Genomic DNA, 22,013 nt, shown 5'->3' on the forward strand with positions numbered 1-22,013 from the left:
AGCAAAGTGCGCTTATCCGCCCACCCATTGCCACGCATTCGACAGGTTTCGAAACTTCATCATCGACGGCCATGTTTTTGAAAGGCTGAATAGGTCATCAAAACGGACTCCTCAATCGAGATGATCGAGTGCCTCAGGCAACTAAAGTTCCTGCAGGCCGGACTCGCGAATTTCACGATGCTGGTGCGTGTACGCACCATTTTTGGCCATATCCGTCGAGGGCCCTTGTCCTTCAAAAGTTGTAATTCATCGGCGACTTTCTCTGGAGAATGAAATGACGAGCAGGCAACACCGGCGGCGTGATGTGCTGACAACCCTGGGCGGCCTCGGCCTAGGGGGAATTGGCGAGCTATGTACGGCACATGCCAATGCTCGGGACGTGGCGAATGTTGCGAATGTCGCCCAGGCTGCATGGACCCCCGCCGCCCTGGGAGAGCGCGTATGGCTGGACTGGCGGGCTGAGGATTTGGTGGACGGACCGGTCTCCCAGTGGAAGGACCGGGTCGTCGGCATGCTGGCGAGCCAAGGCGACACGACGCGGCAGCCGGTACACACATCAGACGGCGTGCTGTTCCAGAGCGGCGCCAGAAGGCTGCTGATCCCCGCGCAGGCTCAAGCCTTCCTGGCCCACCGCGCCGTGCTGATGATCTTCAAAGTGGACTTCACGGGCAGCACCAGCGCCGATGGCAGTTTTGCAGCCTTCAACGGCTACGACGGCTCGACCACGTCCAGGCAACCGGCCATGCTCTACAAGAACGATGGCGCCACCCGCACGCTGTCCGCGCAATGGCGCGACCCGCGCGGCTACTACTCTCAGCCTTTGACCATCAGCAATGACACGGCCCAATGGCATTGCGCGATCACGCGCCGTGTCGGTGGCACCGCATACAGCTCAATCGACGGCTCGCCCGAGTTCGCAACCGGCGCGGGCGCCATCTGTTTGCCGCGCAGCACTTCGGCCACCGGGCTGATCGGTGATTACAGAGACGACGGCCCCAAGTGGACGCTGGACTGCCTGATCGTGCTGCAGGACGAGCTGTCACTCGCCGATGCGCAACGACTGGCCGGCTGGGCCATGTGGCGCAAAGGTGCGCAGGCGCAGTTGCCCAGCACCCATCCCTACCGCAACAGCGCCCCCTTGATCAGCGTCACTGATGGCCAGGCGGTCTATGCGGAAACCACACCGGACCAATGGACGACGCTGAAGGCCTATTGGGATTCCACGGACATCACGCTGCAACTGGAGCAGTCATTTCGCAAGCCGTTGAATCTGGTGAACTATCAATTGGTGTTCCAGGACACTTTCGACATCTTCAGCGTCACCGATGAAGTGACCGGCGCAGGCCCCTGGTACAGCCCTGTTCATCCAGACGCGACCGGCGCGGCAAAAACAGCCAAGCTCACCACCTCACCCCCACCTTTCGTGCAACAGAGCGGCGAAATGATCGTGCGCATGCAGCAGGGTGCAAGTGGCTGGCAAAGCGGCGTCTTCACATCGGTGAACCTCAATGGAAAGGGGCGCAGCTGGCTCTACGGCTACTTCGAGATGCGTGCGCGGGCCAAGTCCGGCAACGGTTATGGCAGTTGGCCTGCGTTTTGGCTGAAAACCACCAACGAGTTCTTCCGCCTGACCGAGACCCGAGTGGAAATCGATGCCTATGAGGGCTATGCCACTGACACCAAAGGCCATCACCAGAGCTTTCACAACTGGCCCGCCGCCAGGCTGATGGCGGGGCGCCTGACAACGCATCGCTATCTGTCCAACTATGTCGGGCTCACTGCGACCCAATGGGGCAGCGATGTGAACCTGTTTGACAACGCATATCACACCTACGGCGTCCTCGTGACGCCCGACTGGATCATCTACTACTTTGATCGCCTGGAGCTGGCACGCTTTCCCACCCCGATCGAAGCCAAGAAGCCATTGTTCCTTCTGGTCGATCTGGCCATGAACTCGTCTGAGGTCAGCAAGGCCAGCGGGACCAGCGAACTGGGCGTGGACTACATCCAGGTCTACCAAAAGAAATGAGTCTGCGAAGGCGATGAATCCCGTCGCCCGTGGGCTGGCCTGGATTCAGCTCGTGCTGGAGCGCCTCAACACCCGAGCCGGCACGCCGACGGCCGTGCAGGCTTCGGGCAGGTCGCTGAGCACAACGGCATTTGCGCCGATGGTCGTGCGTGCGCCGACGTTCACCTTTCCAACCACGGCCGCGCCCGCGAACACGGTGACATCGTCGCCCAGCACGGGATAACGATCACTCCCACCGTCCCCACGCCGCCCGCCGCCCAGCGTGACGTGCTGATAGATCACCGCCCGTGCGCCGACAACCACGCCCTCGCCGATGACGATGCCCACCGGATGCGGAAACTTGACCCCGGGCGCGATGCGCGCGCTTGTGCTGATGTAGCAGCCATAACGCCGCTCGATCAGCAGGTTGGCCCGGTCGGCCAGGCGCCGGCAGCCATGGCTGCTCAACCACTCCCGTGAGCGCAGCAGGCAAGCCAGCCCGGGCCCGCCCCGGCCACGCCACAGCATGCGCAGAACGCGCAACCACCACCAACGAGGCAAGGCATTGCGGAAGACTTCCTCGGTCAGCAAGGCACGGAAGGTGGCAACGGTCATCGGCACGGGCTCAGCCACTCAGCGAGTCCTTCGCCTGATCTTCGACATCACCGCGCCGCGGATCTGTTCGGCCAGAGCCTGTCCCTCTGTCCCCAGCAGGAACCGGGGCCGCAAGCCGATGATGCAGCAGAGCAGCAGCAGCAGCACGCCCAGCACTGCCAGCATCACCACGAAACCGTGGTCGGTGTGGCGAGCCACCAGGTGATCGGTGCCAGCGGTGAGCAATCCCGTCACCGCGCCCAGCAGCAAGGCATGCCAGTGTGCAAACAGGAAGGCTCGCGTCGAAACGCCAGCCACTCGGCATGCTTGCGCTGTCAACACAACGAACCAGAGCAGGATGGCAATGCCAACCGCGGCACCGATGGCGACCAGCCCATACTGCGCCGCATAAATGGTGCCGCCAATGGTGAGCACCGCGTAGAAGCTTTGCGCCCAGATCAGGTGGCCCACCGAGCCGGTGGCACGCAGCAGCGAGCCGCTCACTCGGGCGCCCAGGCGGAAATAGGTACCGATGGCAAGCACCGAGAACACTGGCACCACCCCGCTCCATTGGCTGCCCAGCAGCACGGCGATGATGTGGGGCGACAGCACGTAGAGCACGACCGTCAGAGGAATGCCCAGCAGCGCAGTCAGCGTGACGCCACGCAGATACGCCGAGCGCAGCCGGGCCGGCTCCTGCTGCACCTTGGCCATGGCGGGGAAGACCACCCGGTCGGCCACCTTGGCATAGAGGTCCGTGGGCATGCTCATCAGCTTGTAGGCGCGGGAATAGATGCCCAGGCTGGCGGCATCCAGAAAGCGCCCCACCACCGTCACGTCCGCCCGCAAGGCGATGAAGTTGATGATCTTGGACGCCGTGAAGCCGCTGCCGGTGCCCAGCAGCTTGCGCATCGAGGCCTTGTTCAACTGCAGCCGGAAGCTCGGCTTCACGATCGCCAGCAGCGCGACGGCCCGCAGCACGGCTTCGACGATCATCGCCGCCACCAGGGCCCAGTAGCCATGGCCCAGCCAGGCCATCAGGATGCCGACCAGGCAATAGGCCAGAAGCTTGGCCAGCACCTCCAGCCGCATCACCTTGGCCACCTGCAGGTTGCGCAGCAGCAGGCTCTCGGCGATGGTGGAAAAGGCCTGGATCAGGATGATCAGCGACAGCAGGCGCAGTGCGGGCTCGGCTGCGGCCATGTGAAGAAATCCGGCGAACAACCCCGCGGTCATCTGGGCCACCGCGAAAATCAGCAGCGACGAGATCAGCACCAGCGTCATGCCGGTGCGCTGGTCATCCTCTGACAGGTCAGCGATCTGGATCACCGTGGCCCCTACGCCCACCTCGCGCAGGAGGCTGCACAAAGCCAGGAACAGCATGGCTGCCGCCACGATGCCGTAGTCGGCCGGCGTCAGCAAGCGCGACAGCACGGCTGTCAGGACGATGTCGATCAGGACGCCCGCACTGTGCAGTGCACTGGTGGCCGTCACGGCGGCGGTGACCTTGCGACTCAGGTCTTCGCGTCGTGCCGGCATCTTTGGAAGCTCTTGAACCGCGCTCATTCGTTGGCTGACTCAGGTAGGGGCTTGGTTCATTGAGAGCTTGAGCTGCTTGCGCTTCTTCATGTGCGCCCGTGCGTTGGCCTTCAGGAACGAAAACAGGTGCAGTGGCACGTCAAGCACGTCCCAGAACTTCCGCGGGATGGCCGAGCGATAGAACTGCTCGTACCGCCCGGGCAGCGCGGCGATGTCGAAATACTCATTGAAGGTCTGGCGGGCGAACGCGCCCAGCCTGGCGTTGTCGCCTGTGGCACCGGCCTCCCGCAGGATGTCAGCGGTGTTGTCCTCTTCGGAGACAGCCACCCGTACGCGCTCGGAGAAGTTCAGCGAGAACGCATCGTCGAAGGTCTTCTCGTTGATCAGCACCGGCAGCCGGAAATCCTTGGATGGGCACAGCATCACCTTGCCATGGCTGGCTGCCTCCATGTACGAGCGGCCCGTGCCCACCACCCAGTCGGCCACGTCAATGATTTCCTTGGCGTTGCGGGCAATGCCGGGGTCGGAGAAGAGGTAGTCCTGCGTTCCCAGGGCGTGCCTGACCCGTGAAGAGACTTCTTCGTCGGTGTTCTCGCCCACGATCACGGCCTGCGCCGGCACCCCGTGCGAGCGCAACAACGCGGCCAGGGCCAGCGTCTGCAGGATGGAGCGTTCGTAGAACTTGTTGATGCGTGCGATGCGCAGGATCAACAGGCCGTGCCGCTGGATGTTGCGCTCGACCAGCGCCACGCGCTCCGGCGCACAGGCGAACTCGTCCACCCGATTGGCAATGATGCTGACATGCAATCCGCCCCTGCCGGAATAGTAGGTATGCAGTTCCTTGGAAAACACCGCCACATTGCGAATCAGCGGCGAATACCTCTTCGGCGGCGGCCCGCCACAAACGGTGAGGAAGAACTTCACCCCGGTGGCATGGGAAACCAGCCTGGCGAACAGTGCCGAGGCTACATCGAAGGCATTGATCAGATCCCCTTGGCATTCGCGCACCACACCAGTGAGGTCTCGCACCACCTGGAAGAAGCGAGAGGGTGAGTACCTGATGTAGGTCACTGCGCCGCCCTTGGCCGCCCAGTCGTTGATCACCGGCGAAGCCTGGTTGCCGATGCAGACGATGTGGCACTGGTGTCCGGCCTTGACCATGGCCTGGGCCGTGGCGATCACGCTGTAGTAGTGGCCACCCACGCCGGTGTTCACGGCGAAATTCCCGATGACGTAGATGATCTTCATGGGCAGTCCGTCAGGCTGTGAACAAACCAGGATCGGGCAGCGCCTCATGGGCCGGCTTCAGCACGCCGGCGCCGCTGACATGGCGAACCTCGCAGTCCAGCCAGAAGCGCGTTCGCTCGTAAACCGCCTTGCGCACCAGGCCGATCAGGGCGAGCACATCGGCACTGCGCGCAGCGCCCAGGTTGACGATGAAATTGCCGTGCTCGGGCGCGATCTGGGCGTCGCCGATGCGGGTGCCGCGCAAGCCGGCTTCCTCGATGGCCTTGCCCGGCGGGCCGACGGTGTCGTACATGGCCGGGTTGCTGAGGAACACCGAACCGCAGTTGGGCAGACGCAGCGGGAACTTCTTGCGCCGCGCAGCCATGATCTTGATCATCTCGCGGCGAATCTCGCGGGCCTCACCCGGGATGAATTCAAACTCAGCTTCCACCACGATCAGCTCGCGCGTTTGCAGCACCGAGGTGCGGTAGGCAAATCCGCATTCATCGTGGCTCAGCACCCGTGTTTCGCCGTCATGGTCCAGGCAGGTGACCGACACCAGGTTCTCGCCAATGCCCTTGCGCAGGCTGCCACCGTTCATCACCACCAGCCCGCCCAGCGTGCCGGGGATGCCCACGGCGTGCTCCGCGCCGGACAGGCCGGCGCAGCCCACCCGCCGGGCAAAGATCGGCGTCCAGATGCCGGCCTGGGCCACCACGCGCCGGCCCTCGATGCGCATGCTCGACATGGCACGGCCGATGTGCAGCACCACGCCATCAAAGCCCTCGTCGTCAAACAGCAGGTTCGAGCCATCGCCTATCACCAGCAGCGGTACACCATGCGCCTTGATGAGGCGCAGGGCCTGGGCCGTGGCCGCCACGCTCAGCGGCTCCACCACCACGCGCGCCGGCCCGCCGATCTGCCAGCGACTCAGGCTGCGCAGCGGCACCTGCTGCCTCAGCCTGAGCTCGGGCAGCTGCGCCAAGGCAGCCACCAAGCCAGTGAAGTCGAGGAGACGGGGGGCTTCGATCACGTGCATCACCAGCCCGGCGTGACCTGGCCGCCCAGCGCCTGCATCTTGTCGATGAACCGGTCGTAACCACGCTCGACCTGCCACGCATCGCGGATCACGGTTTCGCCTTCCGCGACCAGGCCGGCCAGCGTCAGCGCAATGCCGGCGCGCAGGTCGCGCGCGGTCACCTCGGCGCCATGCAGCTGGTTGCCACCCTTGATGCGCAGCAGGTTGCCTTCGACGCGCGTGTCCACGCCCATCAACGCCATTTCCTCGGCGTAGAGGTAGCGGCCCGGGAAGCGCAGGTCGATGATCTTGCTCTCGCCGCGCGACATCGCGCCGAAGACCGCGAACAGCGGCTGCATGTCGGAGTTGATGCCCGGGTAGGCGCCGGTGCTGATCTCCACCGGATAGCAGGTGCCGCCGCGCACGATGACGCTCTTGGGGCCGGTGAAGAAACAGGCACCGCTTTCCTTCAGGTGGATCAGCGGCACTTCAAGGTCCACGATCGGGAAGCCGTGGATTTCCACGTCGCCCTTGGTCAGGCAGGCACCGACCAGCCAGGTCAGTGCCTCCATGTTGTCGGCAATCACCCTGTGGCGGGTGCCAAACAGGCCTTCCACCCCCCGGATCTCAATGCGCTCCTGGCCGAAGACATTGATGGTCGCGCCCATCGAGCGCAACATCGCGATCAGGTCCAGGATCTCCGGCCGGATGTGCGGATTCCACACGGTTGTGACGCCACGCGCCAGGGTGCCGCACATGATCGCGTTTTCGGTGGCCCCGGTGCTGCGAATCGGCAGGTGGATGTCCGCTCCCTTCAGGCCGTTGGGCGCATGGGCCTGGAGGTGGGTGTCGGTCTCGGTGACCTCGGCGCCCAGCGCCTCCAGCAGCATCACATGCAGGTCATGCTTGCGATCGCCCAGCTTGCAACCGCCTGGCAACGGCACGGAGCCGGAACCGGTGCGCGCAGTGAGCGCACCCAGGATTAGCAAGGTGTTGCGGATCGAGCGGCCGGGCCAGACCAGTTCGGAAGGCGGCTTGCTGGCTTCGTCGATGATCACCGTGTCGCCGCTGACCTCGCAGCGCTTGCCAAGCGCCCGCAGCATGTCCAGGTGGATCTGGGCGTCCAGCAGCGTGGCCGGGTAGTTCGAGATCTGCAGCTGCTCGCTGGTCAGCAGCGAGGCCGCCAGCAGTCGCAGCACGCTGTTCTTGGCCCCGCTGACATGCACCTCGCCTTCAAGGCGAGAGGCTTGGACCCGGTAGGTCGAAACAGGGGTGTCGTTGGTGCGTGGACGGGTCATGGCATGACTCCTTGGTTAGCTTTGAGCGTAGTAGCCGCGATACCAGGCCGCGAACTTGCCGATGCCTTCGCGCAGGCTGGTCTTGGGTGACACGCCGGTCCACGCCTTCAGCGCGGACACGTCGGCATAGGTCGCCACCACATCACCCGGCTGCATCGGCAACATTTGCTTGATGGCGTCGCGGCCCAGTGCGGCCTCGATCGTGGCGATGAACTCGCCCAGTTGCACAGGATCCTGGTTGCCGATGTTGAAGACGCGGTATGGCGCACGCGAACGGCCGGGGTGCGGCTTCAGGCCATCGAAGCTGGTGTCGGGCTCAGCCGGGCGATCCAGCGTGGCCACGACGCCGTCGACGATGTCGTCGATGTAGGTGAAGTCGCGCTTCATCCGGCCCTCGTTGAAGACCTGGATCGGCTTGCCTTCGAGGATGGCCTTGGTGAAGCTGAAGTAGGCCATGTCCGGCCGGCCCCAGGGCCCGTAGACGGTGAAGAAACGCAGCCCCGTGGTGGGAATGCGGTAGAGGTGGCTGTAGGTGTGCGCCATGACCTCGTTGGCCTTCTTGGTCGCGGCGTACAGGCTCACCGGGTGGTCCACCGCGTCAGCTTCGGAGAACGGCATCTTCTCGTTGCCACCGTAGACGCTGGAGCTGCTGGCATAGACCAGGTGCCTGACCTTGGCCTGGCGTGCGCACTCGAGCACGTTCAGGAAGCCGGTCAGGTTGGCTTCGCCGTAGGCGTGCGGATGCGTGATCGAGTAGCGCACGCCGGCTTGCGCGGCCAGGTGCACGATGCGGTCGATTGCATGCTGGCTGAACAAGCCCTCCAGCGCACCTCGGTCGGCCACGTCCAGCTTCTGGAAACGAAAGCCGGGTGTGCCTTCCAGCAGGGCCAGGCGGTCACGTTTCAGTGTCGGGTCGTAGTAGTCGTTCAGGCTGTCGATGCCCAGCACCTGCTCGCCCCGCGCCAGCAGGCGCTGGCAGGTGTGCAGGCCGATGAAACCGGCAGCGCCGGTGACAAGCACGGTCATGGCTGGCTCCTGGTCGGGTGCACGATGTCAGGCCAGCGCACGGGCACGCACCGAACGGCCGATGGCGTGGTACTCGATGCCAAAGTCGCGCATCAGCGCCGGCTCGTAGAGGTTGCGGCCGTCGAACACCACGGGCTGCTTCAGTGCACCCTTCAGGCGCTCGAAGTCAGGGCTGCGGAATTCCTTCCACTCGGTGATGATCAGCAGCGCCTCGGCACCTTCCAATGCCTCCATCGGGCCCTGGGCGTAGGTGATGCGTGGCTCGTCGCCGAAGATGCGCTTGGCCTCTTCGGTGGCCACCGGATCGTAGGCAGTGACGGTGGCACCGCGCGACAGCAACTCGTCGATCACCACGCGGCTGGTCGCCTCGCGCATGTCGTCGGTATTGGGCTTGAAGGCCAGCCCCCACAACGCAAAGCGGCGGCCGCTCAGGTCCTGCCCGAAACGGGTCGTCACCTTGCGCGTCAGCACGGTCTTCTGGTGGTCGTTGGCATCTTCAACGGCCTGCAGCACCTTCAGGTCCTGGCCCTGGTCAGACGCGGTGCGGATCAGCGCCTTCACGTCCTTCGGGAAGCACGAGCCGCCGTAGCCGCAGCCGGCGTACAGGAAGTGGTAGCCAATGCGCGGATCGGAGCCAATGCCCTGGCGCACCAGCTCGATGTCTGCGCCCATCTTCTCGGCCAGCAGCGCCAGCTCGTTCATGAACGAGATGCGCGTGGCCAGCATGGCGTTGGCCGCGTACTTGGTCAGCTCGGCCGAACGCAGGTCCATCACCACCAGCTTGTCGCGCGTGCGCTGGAACGGCGCATAGATCGCACGCAGCAGGTTCGCTGCACGTTCGTCGGACACGCCGACGACGATGCGATCGGGCCGCATGAAGTCCTCGACCGCCGCGCCTTCCTTCAGGAACTCGGGGTTGGACGCGACAGAGAACGCCAGGTCCAGGCCACGCTTGCCCAGCTCGTCGTCGATCGCCGCCTGCACCTTGTCGGCGGTGCCGACCGGCACGGTGCTCTTGTCGATGACCAGCTTGTAGTCGGTTGCCAAGCGGCCGATGTTGCGGGCTGCGGCCAGCACGTATTGCAGGTCGGCCGAGCCATCTTCGTCCGGCGGCGTGCCGACCGCGATGAACTGCAGCGTGCCATGCGCCACCGATGCGGCGATGTCGGTCGTGAACTGCAGGCGGCCGGCTGCCACGTTGCGCTTGACGACCACGTCCAGTCCCGGTTCATGGATGGGGATGCCGCCCTCGTTGAGCACGCGGATCTTGCGTTCATCCACATCCAGGCAGACCACGTGGTTGCCCATGTCTGCCAGGCAAGCACCGGTGACAAGGCCAACATATCCAGTGCCAACGACGGTAATTTTCATTGCAGTGCTCCTGAGGGTGAAAGAGAAACGGGAGAAGAAAAGGTGGCGGACGCTCGGCAACTCGCCTGTGCGTCGGCCGTGGGGCGGCGGTTGAAGGCCAGCCCGATGAAGGTGGGCAGCAGGGCCATCACAGTCACTGCCTGGCCATCGGAAATGAAGAACACCGCGAACAGCATGTAGACGCTGAACAAGCCAGCTTCGAGCGGTGAATCCGACAACCTCATCGCACGACGCAGGCCCGTGAAGATCGCAGCAAAAAACAAGCCACCACCGAGCAGGCCGTACTTGATCAGGTTGTCGAGGAAGAAGTTGTGCGTGCTGTTGGACAGGCGCGAGTCACTGAAGTAAACGCCCATCTGCTCGCGCAGGCTGTCGGCGCCGCTGCCGAACCAGGGCTGCTTCTGCACGATGTCCACGCCGTTCAACAACAGCGCAGTGCGGTGGGTATTGGAGTCCCACAGTGCTTCGCTCTGGTCGACGAAGTAGTTGTTCTTTTCGGCCAGCGCGAGGGCGTCGATCAAGGCGTCGTGCTCCAGACTGAACATCGCCAAGCCCAGCAGCACGGCCAGCAGCAAGGCAATCCACGCACTGACACGAACGCTGCGCAGCAACCCCGCCAAGGCAAGCCCGAGCGCAATCAAAATGACGCCCAACAGGCCCTTGCGTTCCATGCTGGCCACCAAGGGCGGCAAGCTCATCAGGAACAGCCAGCCGCATGCGCCCCGCCAACCAGCTTGGCGCCAAGCCAGCAACAGCACTGCGCTGACCACGCCGAAGATGTAGCGCGCGTCGCCAGCAAGCTTGTAGCGCACGTAGTTGCCGCCCGCGATGTGGATGGCAACGGTGTGCAGCATCGCAACCACCCCGACGCCAATGAACCACTTCAGGAAGCGCGTCGGATCGCGTTCGGCATGCCAGCCCACGGTGGTGACGACGACCACCACGAAGGCGAGCTGGACGGCTTCCTTCACCGAGACCTTGAGCCGGTTCATCAGCATGCCCTGGATCAGCACGCCCAGCACCAGCGCCATCAGCATCAGGCAGTGCGGCCGCTGGAACGCGCGGCCGATGGCCGGCTGGGTCCAGAAGGTGCCGACGATCAGCGCCAGCGCCAGCAAGTCGGCCAGGCGCACCAGCACGCCGCCACCGCCAAAGCGGAACATCGACAGGTACAGCGGTACCACCGCGGCGGCCATGATGACCAGCAGCACGTCGCTGCGTGCCGCAGATGGCAGGGCGCCTTGTGCGGCAAGCGAGGGTGCCGCTGCATCGGCCGTGAAGTGCTTGCTCATGCCGCCCCTCTCGGCTGGGCCGCGCCAGGCGGCACCGAGGGCGCTGGCGCGGCATACAGGCGCTCCAGCTCTGCGGCCAGGGTCTCCACGCTGTAGCGCACCGCCGTCTCCTGGCCAACCGCCAGCAAGTGCGCTCTGCGGGCCGGGTTGCTGCGGCAGTCCTGCACCATGGCAGCCAGTTGGTCGGCATCGCCTTGCTTGAACAGCAGTGAGCTGTCGTTGGCCAACTGGCTCAGGCCCGGCACATCGGCGCACAGCACCGGCAGGCCGCAGGCCATGGCTTCGATGGCAGCCAGGCCAAAGCCTTCCCACTTGGAAGATTGCACATACAGGTCCATGCCCGCCAGCCATGCCGGCACGTCGGCCACCACGCCGTGGAACACCACCTGCCCGGCCACGCCTTCGGCCCGCGCCAGCGCGAGCAGCGCCTCGCGCTCCGGGCCATCACCAGCCAGGTGAAGCGACGCCGGGTGGCCGCCCTGCACCGGCAACTTGGCCAGCGCACGGATCAGGGTGGCCTGGTCCTTCTTCGGCGTCATGCTGCCGACCATGGCCAGCCGGTAGCCGCGCGCAACGCTGCCCTCAGCGCCGGCCAGCAACTGGCGCGCGGCCTGGGCCTGGGCGGCCAGCGCGGGCTGGTTGACACCGTTGTAGATCACACAGCTGTTGTCGTTTGCACCCGTGCGCAGAAAGCCGCGCAAGGCCTGCTGCACCTCGGGGCTGATGCAGGTCACATGGCGATAGCGCCGGTACATGAACCGCTCGGCCGGCTGCAGCCAGGCGCGCTTGCGGCGGTTGTTGGTGGTGTTGTGTTCGGTGTAGACGCTGCCCGGCTTCATCAGGCCCACCAGGTACAGCGCCGGAAACAGGTGCGCATGCACCGCGTCGGCCCGCCTCAGCAGGCCTGCCAGCCGCAGCCATTGCCAGCGCGCCACATGGTGCACCGGCACGCCAGCGGCACGCAGCGCGTCGGCATAGTCCAGCCCGGCGTCACGGTGGAACACCACCACCTCCGGCTGCTGGCCACGCCGCAATCCGGCCAGCGCCAGGTCATGCACCAGCCGCTGCACGCCACCGTTGCGCGACAGGTCCCGCAGCACATGCAAGACGCGCATCAGAGGCTCCCCACCTGCTGGCCACCGCCAGAAGCCGAGGGGTTGCCGACGATGCGCTGGCAGACCCACAGCCAGGCCATGGCACGCCAGCCCGCGCGCTCGGCGCGCAGCGCGCCTGCCAGTTGCTGCAACGGCGCGTGGCAGGCGGCGAGGAAGGCGCGGCGCTCGTCGGCCGGCTTGATGCGCAAGCCCTTGAGCAGCACCCGCACGCAGCGCCGGGCCAGCAGCTGCAGCAGGCGCTGCTGTTGCCGGTGATGGCTGAGGCCGGCCAATACGCCGCCGACGAGGTTGCGCAAATGGTCGGCATAGCGCCGGTCGCGGGTCGCGGTGATCGAATTCGGATGGCGACGGTAGTGCAGCAGCACATCGCTGGTGCGAACGCTGCGGGTGCTGCGCGCAAAGGCCTCGGCCACGAAATGCACGTCTTCGTAGACCGTGCCCCGCGGATAGCGCACAGCCGCCAGAAGCGGTGTCGCGTACAAGCGGCTCCAGGAGAAAAAGCCGGTTTCGAAGGGGTTGAGCTGCGACGATGGCAGCAGCCGGCCACTGGGCGGTGCGCCCGGTCCGCTGAGCAGCGCCGGCTTGGCCGCACTGAACTCGCGGAAGCCGAACTCGATGATGTCCCAACGGCGCTGCAGCATCAGCGGGCGCAGCACCGTGAGGTAGGCCGGATCCAGCAGGTCATCCGCGTCGACCATGCCGACATAGGGCGTGCTGACCCGGTCCAACGCCATGTTGCGCGCCGCAGCCACGCCCTGGTTGACCGGCTGCAGGCACCATTCGACGCCAAAGCGAACCACACTGGCGCGCTCGGCCAGTCGCGCCCGGGCCCGGGCCACCGAGTCATCCGGGCTGGCATCGTCGACGAAGATCAGCTTGACCTGCTCGCTGTTGACGGCGGCGATCAGGCTGTCGATCAGCGCAACGATGTGTTCTCCGGCCTTGTAGACCGGGCAGATCAGCGTCAGCAATGCCGCCATCTCAAGCCCTCTGCTCGGCCTGGCTGACCGGGCTGGCGGCCGGCGGCGGCGCGCCCAGGTACTCGGCGCAATAGCGGCTCAGCATCACGTCCAGCGTGTAGTCGGCCTGGTACTTGCGGCGGCTGTTTTCACCATGCGCGCGGCACAGCGCGGGCTGCTCGATGTAGCGCCGCATCGCGCTGGCGAATGCGCTGGCGTCGCCCTGCCCGATCAGCTCGCCGTTGCGGCCGGACTCGATCAGCTCCGAGACACCGCCCACGTCGCTGGCAATCACCGGACGGCCGCAGGCCATGGCTTCGATGATGCTGCGCGGCAGGCCCTCCCAATGGCTGCACAGCACAAACACGTCGTGCTCCGTCAACTGTGCGGCAAAGTTGTCGACCACGCCACGGAAGTGGACCGTGCCCTCAGGCAGACCGGCCATCAGCTGGCGCACCTGGGTTTCCTGCGAGCCGTTGCCGAAGATGTGCAGCTCGAACCGCAGGCCGGCATCGCTCAGCTGCCCGCAGGCGGCAGCCAGTGTCGCGTAGTCCTTCTGGGTCTCGAAACGCGCGGCGGTGACAAAGCGCAGCGGGCGGCCGCCACCGGCCGCGTCAGACAGCGCGCCGCTGTCGTCAATGCCATTCATGCCGTTCGGGATGGTCATCAGCTTGTCGGCGCTGACGCCAATGCGCCGGTACTCGTTGAAGTCGAAGCGGCAGACGCAGATGATGCGCGCCGGCAACCAAGCCAGCAGCCGCTCCAGCCGCTCGTAGAGCTTGTAGCCGCTGTTCTGCGGCGTGTTGACGAAGGGCACGCCGTGAGCCACGTAATAGGCCCGGCGCAGCGTCAGCATGGCCGCCACGCGGCCCAGCGCGCCGATCTTCGCGGTGTGCCAGGAGGTGACCTGCGGGCGCTCCTTGATCAGCAGCCACATCAGCTGCAGCAGCACCAGCACATCGCGCAGCGGGCGCAGCTCGCGGTGCAGCTGTGGCAGCTCGTGGACCTTGAAGCCCGCCTGGCGCAGCCGCTCATTGGCGGGGCCTTGCCCGCCCAGCACATAGACCACCTCGGCACCGCGGGCGCGGAAGGCCTCGCCGGTCTGGCAGATGTGGGTGAAGGACCCGGACAGCGTGGTGTCCGAGCGTGTCATGCCGATCAGCACTTTCATTGTGTTTTCTCCCTGTCGTGCGTGAATGGGGCTTCAGGACCAGCCGGCGGCGCCGGCCGCACCGGCATTGCCCGCGGCCTCGACCAGCCGCGGATACAAGGCCTCGTAGCGCTGCACCACCCGTGGCATGGCAAACACCTCGTCGACCAGCCGGGCCGAGGCCGCCTGGGCGCGAACCCGTCCCTCGGCGTCCAGCAGCGGCAGCGCGCGGCGCATCGCAGCGGCCAACGCGGCTGCGTCGAAAGCGGTGGCCAGTTGGCCATTGACGCCGTCGACGATGGCCTCGGCGGCGCCGCTGACCGGCGTGGACACCATCGGCTTGCCCAGCACCAGGGCCTCCAGCAAGGAGTTCGAGAAGCCCTCGGCACGCGAAGCGTTGACGAACACATCGAAGCGCTGCACAAACGCCACGGCCTGCGGCAGCGCGCCATGGAACACCACCCGCGCGGCCAGGGGCCCCAGCGCCGCGGCAGCAGCGCGCGCGGCCGGCAGGCCTGCACCGTCCCCGACGATGTGCAGCTGGCTGCCGGGCGGCAGCTCGGGTGCCAATGCGGCAAACGCGGCGATCAGCACGTCCACGCGTTTGATCTCCTCGATGCGGCCGTGATAGAAAAACTGTGGCCCGTCGGACAACGCGCCTGCGGTGCCGGACCCGGGCGCAGGCTGTGCCAGGCTCACCGGCACGCCGTTCGGAATGCGCAACACGTCCTGGCAGCCGAAATCCCGCAGGTTGCGCTCGATGACCGCCGAGATCGCGACGAACAAGGGCCGCTGGCGCAGCACGAAGCGGGTCATCGGCTTGCCGACCCATGCCTTGCGCTGCAGGCAGCGCAGGTCCATCTCGTCTTCCGAGTTGCCGATCTTGATCAGCACCGGCTTGCCCAGCAGCCGGCCCAGGCAGGTGCCGACAAAGGCGCCGAACTTGCCCTGGTGGCAATGCACGACATCGATGCTGCGGCGGTGCCGCCAGCCCCAGGCCATCACGGCCAGCCACCACCACAGCGAGAACAGCAGCCAGCGGCCCAGCAGATCCGGCGCCGCCGGCACCCACAGCCGGTGCACCGCGACGGCGGCCTCCTGGCTCAGGCCACGCGCCGCCCATTGCTGGGTCGAGGTCAGCACCTGCACCTGCTGGCCGTGGGCCGCCAGGCCCGTGGCCACACGTTGGCATTGCTTCTCAGCGCCGCCAAACACGTCGGGCATGTACTGGCAGGTCAGCATCAGCACCTGGGTCATGCGGGTCCCTCCCGGCCGGCCAGCCGGCTGCGCACCGGCTCCGGCACGGCCGCCAGCAGTTCGGCAATGAAACGCGCCTGCAGCGCAAATTCGTGTGCGCTGTCGCGGCCCACGGTCGAGACGCGGACAATCATGCCGTCGGCGATCAGGCCTTGCAGGCCGTAGTGGTAGAGCGCCAGCTTGCGCTGGATGGCACCAACGACCAGGCGCTGGCCAATCACGATCCAGTAGCTGACAGGCTCGAAGCGCTGCGCGTTCAGCACGGTTTCCAGACGCTGGACCGGCAGGACCACCGGCGGCCGCGCGCCGTCCGTCCACAGCACATCGCCCCGCGAGCGGCGCTGGATGCGAAAGCCTTGCGCCGGGTAGCAGACCTCGGGCTCATGCAAGGCCGAACCGCGGCGCTGGTCTTCACTGTAGGCCACCGACAGCATCACGCGCTGACCGGCGCCGTCCAGGTACACACGGCTCAGCGTCTGGCTGTAGATCTGGTCGATGAAGGCCTGCTGTTCGGGGTTGACCACCAGCACCGCGCCCTGCGGATCCAGCCGCCACCCGGCGAATCGCTCCGGCACGTCATGCGCAAGGTCCAATCGGCCGATGCGACCGATCAGCGGCAGGCGCGGCGTGGTTTGCGCCGCAACCCACGCCGCACCCGCCATCAGCCCGGCGGCCAGCACCGCACGGCGCACCGGATCAGCCGCGCGCTGTGGCACGGACGGCACCGGCGGCAGGCTGGTCAGGCCGCTCATTGCTTCGCCCCGCGCGCCAGGGACAACCTGCGCAGGCCACTGTCCACCGCGATGATCAGCAGCAAGGCGGTGAGGAACAGCAGCAGCCCTGAGAACTGGTGCAGGAAGCCCTGGCCTGCCGCATCGCCCAGGTGGTAGGTGATCAGGCACAGCGCCGCCACCCGCACCACGTTGGCCGTGAAGCTGACCGGCACCACCAGGATGGCCAGCGCGACATTGCGCAGCGCCGACGAATGCCGCACCACATTCAGGTACAACAATCCCAAGGCTTCCAGCGTGAACAGCGACTGGATGCCGGCGCAGGCATCGGCCACCAGCAACTGGTATTGCCCGATCTGCAGGACCACGCCGGTGCGCGCGATCGGATAGCCCAGGCTGCGCAGCAGCCATTCAGCCACCGCCGAGACGGCGGCCTTCATCGGCTGGGTCAGCAGGTCCACCCAGCTGTCGGGCAAGGGCACGACAAACAGCAGGAAGAACAGCGGAAAGATGACCGCACGCAGCCCGGCACCGCCTTGCTGCAACAACACACAGGCAGCCACCATCGGGATCAGCGAACCAATCTCGAACACATAGGTCAGCTGTGATCGACCCAACACGTAAAGCAGCAGCCCGACCACGAGCAACATCCAGCCGGCAACCAACGCGGGCTGCCGACCGTCCTGTGCATTGAGCTGGGGCCACTGACGCCAGAACAGCCAACTCGCCACCAGCAGTACCAGCGGACCATGGCCCTGACGGTCAGTGCGCCAGAGGTCTTGCGCCAGTTCGACCAACGCCGGCACATACATGACAGCCAGCCCGAGCGCCATCCAGCACCATGCCCAGTTGGCAACGCCAGGGCGCAGCGACTGGGAGGGGGTCAGCACAGAGCTCATCAGCGGTGCAAGGGGCTCAGCGATCGTTCATCACCACGCCGGTCAGCGTGGTGTTGGCGGCACTCAGCGAGGCGCTCAGTTCCTGCAGCGTGGCCACCTGGCTGGCGTGCTTGCGCGCCAGCACCAGCGCCTGCCCGCAGCGGGCCGAGATCACCAGCGCATCGGCACCGTATTCGGCGGCCGGCGTGTCGACGATGACATGGTCGAAGCGCTGCTGCAGCTCGTGCATCAGCAGGCCGAAGGCCGGGCGCTCCAGCAGCTCCAGCGGGTTCGGCGGACGGGTGCCGGCCGGGCAGACAAACAGGTCCGGCACACCGGGCACCGGCTTGATCACCGTGTCGCCATGCCGGCCGGAGAGCAGGCCCGACAGGCCCAGGTCGTTCGGCACGCCAAACACCTCGTGCAGCCGCGGTCCGCGGAGGTCGGCGTCGACCACCAGCGTGCGCTGGCCCAGCTGGCTCAGCGCCACCGCCAGGTTGGCGCAGAAATAGGTCTTGCCATCGTCTGAATTGGGGCTCACCACCGCCAGCGCGCGCCGGCGTGTGCGCACCGCCCCTTCGGCATTGCCCAGGCGCAGCTGCAGCTGCGAGCGGATCATGCGGAAGGCCTCGGCCTGGTGGCCGAACGGCTGGTTCAGCGCGACCAGCTCAGGGCTGAGCCGCTGGCTCTCGGCACTGCCGTAGGCGTAGTTGAACTGCAGCGACAGCGCACGCAGCACGTCGTCATGCGACACCAAGCCGAGCTCGATGGCGGCCTCGCCAAAGCGCAAGCCGTTCTGGCGCTGGTGGCTGCCCACCTGCTCGATCTGTTCGGGCGACAGCTGGCGCAGCTCGGCAAGGATCTCGCCCAGCGTGCGCGTGCCGTCCGCAGGGGTGTGCGATGGCGTGCCGTCTTCGGCATCCGACGGCATGGGCCTGGCCGACTTCCGGCGGGGGGCGAGGATGTCCTGCAAATTCATCGAATCGCTCCTTGGCTTCAACGGCGGGCCGGGGTCAATGCGCGGCCGGTGACCACGCGCTGCTTGAGTTGTTGGGCGTTCAGCTTGGGGTTGCGCGGCGTCGGCAACACGCCCAGCATCGGCAGGCCCAGCGCCTGCACCAGATCTCCTGGACCACGCACCCTGCGGTCACGCAATTCGGCCACCAGTGCAGCGAGCGCGGCGAAGAACAGGCCGGCGAAAACCGAGGCCACCAGGTTGAGCAGGCGCTTGGGCGATGACGCACTGGCTGGCACCACAGCAGGGCTCAGCGGATTCACATTGGATTGCTGCACATGGGTTTCAAGCGCCGTCTGGCTTTGTCGGCCCGCCAGAAGGTCGTAGACACGCTGCGCGTTATCCACGTCACGCTGCAGCACGCCCATGCTGTCTCTGACCTGCTTGAGCGACAGCAACTTGGTACGTTGCTGGTCCAACTGGGTACGCAGATCACCCAAGCGCGCAGCATTGATGCTGGCACTCACGCCAACGCTACCGGAGGCACGCGCCATTTCGCTGGCCAGCCGGTTGCGCAACTCGGCGACCTGGGTCTGGGCCTGCTGGACCTGAGGGTGGTTTGCACCCAAACGCATGCCGAGTTCCTTGAGGTTGCCCTCGGCCCGCCCCAGGTCGAGCTTCAGGCTGGACACGACCGGGTTGGTCAGCGTTTCAGCGAGTTGATCAGAGTGGCCGCCACGGACTTGTGCCTGACGACTCTGGCTTTCAGACGACAGGGCCTGCAGTGTCACCAACTGGCTGCTGAGTTCATTGAGCCGCATGGTCTCCACGTCGATGCGCTCGTCGCTGCCGATCACGCCGTGCTCACGCTGAAAGTCGCTCAGCTTGGCCTGCGCGGCCTCCAGCGTGTTGCGTGCATCCTTGCTGCGCTGGTCGAAGAAGTCGCTGTACTGCCGGGCTGGGTCGACCCGCAATTCCAGCGTCGTCTGCATGTAGGCCTGCACATAGGCATTCGCCATCGTCGCGGCGAAGTCGGGATCGGCCGCTTCGTAGCTGACGAACATCACGTTGCTCTCGCGGCTCGGGCGCACGTCCAGCGAAACCGCAAGCACCCTGGCCAGCCAGTCTTCCATCGTGCCCACGCCGTTGGTCGCCGACACCCAGGCGGCACGCAACGCCGGGTTCTGATCCAGCTTCAGGTTCTGGATGACACGGCGCGTCACACGATCACTCTCGACGATGTCGACCTGCGTGGCCATCAGCGTTGCATTGACGCCGCCGCCGGCCACCATGCCGGTCAGCGGGTCAGGCTTGACGTCCATCACCACACTGGCCGAGGCGGTGTATTTCTTGGTCATCAACAGCGTCACGGCCAGTGCCAGCAGCACGGTGGTCGCAAGCACCGCGAGCGCCAGCTTCCAGCGGCCTCGCAACACGGCAATGAACTGGGTCAGGGAAAGGGTCATGGTGCTTGCGTCTCCGCTCAGAACAGGCTTTCGCGCACGTAGATCACATCGCCGTCGCGCAGGGCGTCGTCCATGCCGGGTTCCAAGACCGCGGTACGGCCGTCCGCCGCTCGGCGATGCAGGCGAATGCCCTTGTCGGTGCCGCGCAGCGTCAAGCCGCCGCCGGCCGCCAGGCCTTGCAGCAGCGTCATGCCGCGCTCCAGGCGCAACATGCCGGGCTTTTGCACCTGGCCATAGATGAAGAACACCGGTGCACGGTCAACGAAGATCACGTCGTTGCCCTGCAGCACGATGTCATCGGGCCGCTGCTCGCCGCTGAAGACCTGCGGCAGGTCGACCAGCTTGCGGAAGGCCTTGCCATCGCGGCTGCCGACCACGGTGATCTGGTCGCTGCCCAGCGAAGGCTGGATACCGCCAGCCTGCGCCAGCACGTCACTGAGCCGGGTCTGTGCCGTTTCGAGGGGGTAACGTCCCGGCCGCTGCACCTGGCCGAGCACGCTGACCTGGCTGCTGCGCGCCGTCATCAGCAGCACGCTGACCTGCGGGTTCTTGACGAATTCGCCCTTGCGCAACCCGTCGGCGATGACGCGCTCTGACTCGCCAACCGTCAAGCCGCCCAGCTTCAACGCACCCAGCAAGGGGTAGGAAATCAGCCCGTTGTCGGACAGCCGGGTCTCCATCGTCAGGTCCGGGTTCTGGTAGACCAGCACGCGGATCAAGTCCCCCCCGCCCAGCCGGTATTCGGCCAGCGGCGCCGGCGATGCGGTCACGGCGGCGCTGGGCGAAACACCCACGGCCGCCGCACCCTGGGCCCAGCCGGCTGCGGGCAAGGCGGACATCAGCAAGGCCGCAGCGGACATCGCGATGAGGGCCTTGCAGCGGCTTCGCATGCGCTGCCATGTGGCCAGCAGCGCTGCGCCGCGGGCCGGCACGGCGGCGGCCATGTCACAGGAGGAAACAGGTACAACACTCATGGCAATCCCAGGCCTTTTTTCAGCTGCCCATCGTCAAGCGCGGTGCCGGAGGCGGCCGCCGCAGCTGGCTCCGCCTGGGCCACGGTCTTCACCGGACCGGGGCCGGCAAACGGGCCCTGGTATTCGAGCTTTGCGGTGCCGCGCAGCCGCTTGACCTCGGCCAGCGCCGCCAGGCGCTTGTGTTCGTTGACCAGCGCCTGCTCGATCACCGGACGGGCCTGGTCCAGTGCCACCGGCGAGGACTGGCGCGCCGTCACGAACCAGACATGCGCCCCGCCGTTGGCCGCCTGGACAGCGCCGTGGCCGGCCGGCAGTGCGGCGAGTTGCGGCACCAGATCCAGCGGCAGGGTCTCTGCCGCCTGGGTCGACTGGGTGGACGCATGCGCGAGCGACTGGCTGGCGGCCCAACTGGCGACTGCCTCCACGCCCTTGCCTTCCTGCGCCTTGGCCTGCAGCTCGGGCAGGCGGGCTTCGGGCAGCGCCACGTCCATTTGCACCAGCGTGTAGATCTGGCGCTCGGCAAACAGTGCCGGGTGGGCCTGGTAGTAGGCCTGAACTTCGGCGGCACTCGGCGCGCCAATGCCGCCGATGATGCGTTCGATGTAGGCGCGGGCGATCACGTCGCGCCTGGCGGCCTCGATGGCAGCCACCACCGCCGGTTCGCGGTCGACCTTCTGTTCCAGCGCCTGCTGAAGCGCAAGCTCCTGGTCGATCAGCCGCTCCAGCACCTCGCGGCTGGCGGTCTGGACCTGCTCGGGCCCCAACTGTCGGCTTTGGGCCAGTTGCTGATTGATCTGATGCACAGTGATGTCGCGTTCATTGACGCGCACGGCGACCTGGGTGGCGACCGATGGCTCACTGCTGCGGCCACAAGCCGCCAGCATTGCGGCGGCCGCGAGGCCGACCAGCAAGCCGGCCGCTGTCGGCCTGGTACTGCTTCTTGACATGACACTCCCATCTGGCGAGATCGCCGGTACGGGGTCTCATTCAGGACCCGGACGCCGCGCTCTGAAGGCGCTTGACGGACCGGGGGCAAACCTGAACTCCACCCCACCACCAAGGGCGGGAAGCGCGTCCGACCCCCAACAGTCGACCCCGCCACCCACACCACACACCATCGAACCCGCCCTGCGCAACATGCGCTGGCCGGACCCA

At 66.2% G+C, this 22,013-nt stretch carries 19 protein-coding genes; 1 reads left to right on the forward strand and 18 read right to left on the reverse strand.

Translation table 11 applies throughout. The annotated features are described in order from the left end of the window. The first annotated feature begins 274 nt into the window (after positions 1 to 274). Positions 275 to 2,029: a glycoside hydrolase family 16 protein gene (locus tag ACAH41_RS20510; RefSeq protein ID WP_325654176.1), complete on the forward strand. Its 1,755-nt coding sequence runs from the start codon at positions 275 to 277 to the stop codon at positions 2,027 to 2,029. Between the two features lie 45 nt (positions 2,030 to 2,074). Here ACAH41_RS20510 and ACAH41_RS20515 read toward each other — a convergent pair whose 3' ends face one another. The 18 genes from ACAH41_RS20515 to ACAH41_RS20600 are packed head-to-tail and all read right to left on the reverse strand — an operon-like array spanning position 2,075 to position 21,805. Next, a complete protein-coding gene (locus ACAH41_RS20515; protein WP_325654178.1) occupies positions 2,075 to 2,623 on the reverse strand; it encodes a serine acetyltransferase in 549 nt (182 codons plus the stop codon). 18 nt (positions 2,624 to 2,641) lie between these two features. Next, positions 2,642 to 4,141 carry a lipopolysaccharide biosynthesis protein gene (locus tag ACAH41_RS20520; RefSeq protein ID WP_325654180.1) on the reverse strand — a complete coding sequence of 500 codons (1,500 nt, stop codon included), beginning with the start codon at positions 4,139 to 4,141 and terminating at the stop codon, positions 2,642 to 2,644. A gap of 39 nt (positions 4,142 to 4,180) precedes the next feature. Then, positions 4,181 to 5,389, reverse strand: a complete 1,209-nt coding sequence (locus ACAH41_RS20525; RefSeq protein ID WP_325654182.1) for a hypothetical protein — start codon at positions 5,387 to 5,389, stop codon at positions 4,181 to 4,183. Positions 5,390 to 5,399: 10 nt separating this feature from the next. Beyond that, positions 5,400 to 6,401 carry a UDP-N-acetylmuramate dehydrogenase gene (murB, locus tag ACAH41_RS20530; RefSeq protein WP_325654184.1) on the reverse strand — a complete coding sequence of 334 codons (1,002 nt, stop codon included), beginning with the start codon at positions 6,399 to 6,401 and terminating at the stop codon, positions 5,400 to 5,402. 5 nt (positions 6,402 to 6,406) lie between these two features. Beyond that, positions 6,407 to 7,684, reverse strand: a complete 1,278-nt coding sequence (locus ACAH41_RS20535; protein WP_325654186.1) for a UDP-N-acetylglucosamine 1-carboxyvinyltransferase — start codon at positions 7,682 to 7,684, stop codon at positions 6,407 to 6,409. Between the two features lie 15 nt (positions 7,685 to 7,699). Continuing rightward, positions 7,700 to 8,710, reverse strand: a complete 1,011-nt coding sequence (locus tag ACAH41_RS20540; protein ID WP_325654188.1) for an NAD-dependent epimerase — start codon at positions 8,708 to 8,710, stop codon at positions 7,700 to 7,702. Positions 8,711 to 8,737: 27 nt separating this feature from the next. After that, positions 8,738 to 10,081, reverse strand: a complete 1,344-nt coding sequence (locus tag ACAH41_RS20545; protein WP_325654190.1) for a UDP-glucose/GDP-mannose dehydrogenase family protein — start codon at positions 10,079 to 10,081, stop codon at positions 8,738 to 8,740. Further along, positions 10,078 to 11,373 carry an O-antigen ligase family protein gene (locus tag ACAH41_RS20550; protein ID WP_325654192.1) on the reverse strand — a complete coding sequence of 432 codons (1,296 nt, stop codon included), beginning with the start codon at positions 11,371 to 11,373 and terminating at the stop codon, positions 10,078 to 10,080. Before ACAH41_RS20550 ends, ACAH41_RS20545 begins: the two co-directional genes overlap by 4 nt. Further along, on the reverse strand, positions 11,370 to 12,488 hold the full coding sequence (locus ACAH41_RS20555; RefSeq protein ID WP_325654193.1) for a glycosyltransferase: 1,119 nt from the start codon (positions 12,486 to 12,488) through the stop codon (positions 11,370 to 11,372). The genes ACAH41_RS20550 and ACAH41_RS20555 overlap by 4 nt, the downstream gene beginning before the upstream one ends. Further along, the gene (locus ACAH41_RS20560) at positions 12,488 to 13,468 is read right to left on the reverse strand and encodes a glycosyltransferase (RefSeq protein WP_325654195.1); all 981 of its coding nucleotides are present in this window, start codon (positions 13,466 to 13,468) and stop codon (positions 12,488 to 12,490) included. The genes ACAH41_RS20555 and ACAH41_RS20560 overlap by 1 nt, the downstream gene beginning before the upstream one ends. Position 13,469: 1 nt before the next feature. Further along, the gene (locus ACAH41_RS20565; protein ID WP_325654197.1) at positions 13,470 to 14,618 is read right to left on the reverse strand and encodes a glycosyltransferase family 4 protein; all 1,149 of its coding nucleotides are present in this window, start codon (positions 14,616 to 14,618) and stop codon (positions 13,470 to 13,472) included. Positions 14,619 to 14,651: 33 nt separating this feature from the next. Beyond that, entirely contained in the window at positions 14,652 to 15,854 is a 1,203-nt protein-coding gene (locus ACAH41_RS20570) for a glycosyltransferase family 4 protein (RefSeq protein WP_325654199.1), read from the reverse strand. Then, positions 15,851 to 16,606, reverse strand: a complete 756-nt coding sequence (gene epsI, locus ACAH41_RS20575; protein ID WP_325654200.1) for an exosortase-associated protein EpsI, B-type — start codon at positions 16,604 to 16,606, stop codon at positions 15,851 to 15,853. Before epsI ends, ACAH41_RS20570 begins: the two co-directional genes overlap by 4 nt. After that, a complete protein-coding gene (gene xrtB, locus ACAH41_RS20580; RefSeq protein WP_325654202.1) occupies positions 16,603 to 17,484 on the reverse strand; it encodes an exosortase B in 882 nt (293 codons plus the stop codon). Before xrtB ends, epsI begins: the two co-directional genes overlap by 4 nt. 16 nt (positions 17,485 to 17,500) lie before the next feature. Beyond that, positions 17,501 to 18,442: a polysaccharide biosynthesis tyrosine autokinase gene (locus ACAH41_RS20585; RefSeq protein ID WP_325654204.1), complete on the reverse strand. Its 942-nt coding sequence runs from the start codon at positions 18,440 to 18,442 to the stop codon at positions 17,501 to 17,503. 17 nt (positions 18,443 to 18,459) lie between these two features. Then, on the reverse strand, positions 18,460 to 19,884 hold the full coding sequence (epsF, locus tag ACAH41_RS20590; protein WP_325654206.1) for a chain length determinant protein EpsF: 1,425 nt from the start codon (positions 19,882 to 19,884) through the stop codon (positions 18,460 to 18,462). 17 nt (positions 19,885 to 19,901) lie between these two features. Beyond that, the gene (epsE, locus tag ACAH41_RS20595; RefSeq protein WP_325654208.1) at positions 19,902 to 20,858 is read right to left on the reverse strand and encodes a polysaccharide export protein EpsE; all 957 of its coding nucleotides are present in this window, start codon (positions 20,856 to 20,858) and stop codon (positions 19,902 to 19,904) included. After that, complete coding sequence (locus tag ACAH41_RS20600) at positions 20,855 to 21,805, reverse strand: EpsD family peptidyl-prolyl cis-trans isomerase (RefSeq protein ID WP_325654209.1); 951 nt, start codon at positions 21,803 to 21,805, stop codon at positions 20,855 to 20,857. Before ACAH41_RS20600 ends, epsE begins: the two co-directional genes overlap by 4 nt. Positions 21,806 to 22,013: the final 208 nt, after the last annotated feature.

It is taken from the genome of Ideonella sp., from assembly GCF_041287625.1.
In the GTDB taxonomy this organism is placed as follows: Bacteria; Pseudomonadota; Gammaproteobacteria; order Burkholderiales; family Burkholderiaceae_C; genus Ideonella.